3 protein-coding genes and 1 pseudogene are annotated in these 2,933 nt (G+C 38.0%); 1 reads left to right on the top strand and 3 read right to left on the bottom strand.

Annotation, left to right across the window (positions count from 1 at the left end; genetic code table 11):
- Positions 1 to 108 (bottom strand): annotated as a pseudogene (locus Q0L68_RS17335) (sterol desaturase); the annotation flags it as partial.
- Between the two features lie 112 nt (positions 109 to 220).
- A complete protein-coding gene (locus tag Q0L68_RS17330; RefSeq protein WP_296705522.1) occupies positions 221 to 1,396 on the bottom strand; it encodes a hypothetical protein in 1,176 nt (391 codons plus the stop codon).
- A gap of 127 nt (positions 1,397 to 1,523) precedes the next feature.
- Here Q0L68_RS17330 and Q0L68_RS17325 point away from each other — a divergent pair, with 127 nt between their 5' ends.
- Complete coding sequence (locus Q0L68_RS17325) at positions 1,524 to 1,715, top strand: hypothetical protein (RefSeq protein WP_296705521.1); 192 nt, start codon at positions 1,524 to 1,526, stop codon at positions 1,713 to 1,715.
- A 476-nt stretch (positions 1,716 to 2,191) separates the two neighbouring features.
- Here Q0L68_RS17325 and Q0L68_RS17320 read toward each other — a convergent pair.
- Positions 2,192 to 2,933, bottom strand: a 742-nt coding sequence (locus Q0L68_RS17320; protein WP_296705520.1) for a M57 family metalloprotease, incomplete at its 5' end; no start/stop codon positions are given.

The following is a 2,933-nucleotide window of genomic DNA, read 5'->3' as shown; positions in this document are numbered from 1 at the left end:
CAAGGGAACGATTCCTTCTAAAATCCAAAAAAACGTAATACCGCCCACCAAAATTAATGACCGGTGTAGTGACGGTATGGTTTCAAAATAAGTGATTAATTGCTCCATTTCTTAAAAATAGTGAAATTGGTAAAATCTAGATTAGGTAAGCAGTGGGTGCCAATAACGATCCGAATACACCCAGACGGGGCTTTATACTCGATTGCGTAGTCGTTATTTATTATGAATTACCACCTCTAACTCCACCATAAATTAATTCAGTTTGTGCCGGAAGAAATTGTGATAAACTTTCTTTGAGGTTCTCCTCTAATCCTTCGATTTTCCAGGAGTGGGCAAAAGGGCTATCATCTGGAGCAAGTCTACATACAGCGCCCTCAACAAAGTCCTCAGGTTTGTTCCATTGGCTTACATCCTCTCGACTATGAAAACCCCCTAAAATTTCATTTGAACTTCTATAATCTAAGAAATTCCAGCCTTTAAAATTATTCAATTTACCATCTAAGAATTCACATAGTACGTTACAACGGGCTGATGGAAAAACAAGTCCATTTACTTTCATGACTCGAAGCAAAAATCCTATAGAATCTGTTATATCATTTCCACCTCTGTCAGGATACATTAAAGTTGGAAGCATTTCGCAGAAGGAATCTAGTTTTTTAGCTTTTGGCATTTTTAATATTTCGTTTCCTTTTGGAAGGAATTGAGTTAACCAATTTTGGGCTTCAAGTAGTCTAAGGTCTAAAACTCTAGGAATTGTAAAGTACTCCACCGCAAGTGGCATATAGACCAACATCGGTTTCGTAATAATTTCGGGGATCAATTTAGCTTCATGTAACTTTAAGATTATTGGATTAATTTTTTCCTCAGAATTTAAAAGTTCAATAACAAAACCTGTGGGGGCTTTAACATGCTGCTTTAATAGTTCCTCATCCCTCGGCATTTCTAAATCATGTACAACGATTTGATCATTGATTTCAGGGAGTAAATATGAAGAAAGTTCTTGCTTCAGAGTACCATTGTCATTCCCGTATTCATCATTACAGACACTGTAATAAGAGCCTCTTGAAAGATAGAAATCTCCAGCAAACCTTCTCCTCATACTTCCTTTGATACGGAAAACTCGTGGATTTATTAGGCCATATTGAAGTCCATTTTCTTTAATAATTCCATCAACCGTTTTTGAATGTCTCTTCAGGTTGGCTTCCTCAATTTTCTTCCACAATTCAGAGTCGTATGTCTTTTCATCTGGACTGAAAGCGGGGAATGCTTCCCTCAAGATCATTTCCCCTAATGGATTCAGGAAGCTTGGCCTAGAGAATTTTACATATGCATTAAAATCCGTGAGTGGAATGTCGTTCTCTAAAGACTGGAAATTGGGAAATATTTTTTTTTCCATGAATTTATTCTGAAAATATAACAGCTATTTATTTTTTGATACGATGGGTTACCTATAACTAGTTGAAAGATAAAGTCTTGATTTGGCTATTTACTCTTTTTGGTAGTAAATAATAGGTTTTACTTATTTGCTTGATTTACAATATCCTAACTATACCCAACCTAGACAATACCCTGCGCAGTTTATATTTCACGAAAACCCAGTCAGAGCTGGAATTGTAGAAAAACCGGAAGACTTTCTATATTCCAGAGCTAGGAATCCCGCCACGGCGAGCAAGTACTTAGGGTTGAAGGGTTTGATTGATGTGGATTATTGGTAAAAAGTGTTGTTAGACTTATTAGAAATTGGTAAGGATAATAGGGTAGGACAAGGCGTTAAAAAAACAACCCGCCGCGGCGGGTGTTTTTAGCCTTGGGCCGGTCCGCGACAATTGTCGGGAGTAGGGCAAATAAACTACACCTAGTCCCAGCAGGCAAAATACGCTTAGATGAACGATCTGAAACACCCAGACGGGGTTGTCAAGGGCAGGTGCCTAAACCCATAATTTAAAATGATGCAGATTCTATGATTATGGGTTTGAATGAAGACTGGTATCCTCAAATGGAATTATTTGCAAAAAAAATAGTATAACATGGTTAGGAAGCTTTTATACGAGGAGGGAAGAGTAGTAACCTGAAATTGGAGGTCATAGTTGCAGCAAAGAAAAGTGCCGTACATTTTTCTTTTACATGAGTTCAAAAAAAAATCCGGCTTGATTTTTCATCAGGCCGGATTTTTCTTCTATCGGATTTTAAATTAATATAAGTAGTCTAGTGCTATTTTATCATAACTGGTGAAAGGTCTGTTAGTACCGTTTAAACATGATAACATATAGGATGCTTCCTCCAAGGTAGCTATTGCCGGTGTGCCCGGAACAAGATTAGCACCAAGTGTTCCAGCAGTTTCATTTACAGGGTCACCTCCGCACGAAATACTTCTGTCATAATAATCAGTATGTCTTAATCCGATGCAATGGCCTATTTCGTGAGCGATAACGGTTGCAATTAAATCTACGGAATAATAATCCAAAACCCCACTCAATTTAATTTCACTATAAGGATCGCCAGCAGTAGGAAAACCTGCAGAGCCTAAAGCTCCGTTTACCTCTTGTCTTTTCGAAAATTTGGTCATCAAGATATCTGCCTTCTTGGCATTTGTAATTCTTTGAAAGGTAATCAACAGATTTTCAGCATTGTATCTGGCTATGGCCTCATCAAGTCCCTCAAGCATTTTAGGGCTATAGCCACTATTACCACGTTCAGAAGCATATATGGTAATGACCCTGCCAGTCCCAGCATTCACCAAATTCGTAGTGCTATACCGTGCGTTGTTCGGTGCTTCTACTCCATAGCCTGAGGTTGCAAGAAATTCATCAGTAATGATGATATCTCTTTCAATTCGGTAGCCTTCCTCTACCTTTTCAATACCGTCAGGATTAAATCCCATCATGACCAACTGATCAATTACTTTTTGAGGAATTTTCTGAATTTCCTGAATT

Source organism: Algoriphagus sp., assembly GCF_024642405.1.
Lineage (GTDB): Bacteria > Bacteroidota > Bacteroidia > Cytophagales > Cyclobacteriaceae > Algoriphagus.
This window is presented reverse-complemented; position numbering and strand designations above follow the sequence as displayed.

Bases quoted from the DNA above. Each gene is read 5' to 3' on its own strand.
- Q0L68_RS17330 (WP_296705522.1), bottom strand. From the start codon at position 1,396: ATGGAAAAAAAAATATTTCCCAATTTCCAGTCTTTAGAGAACGACATT.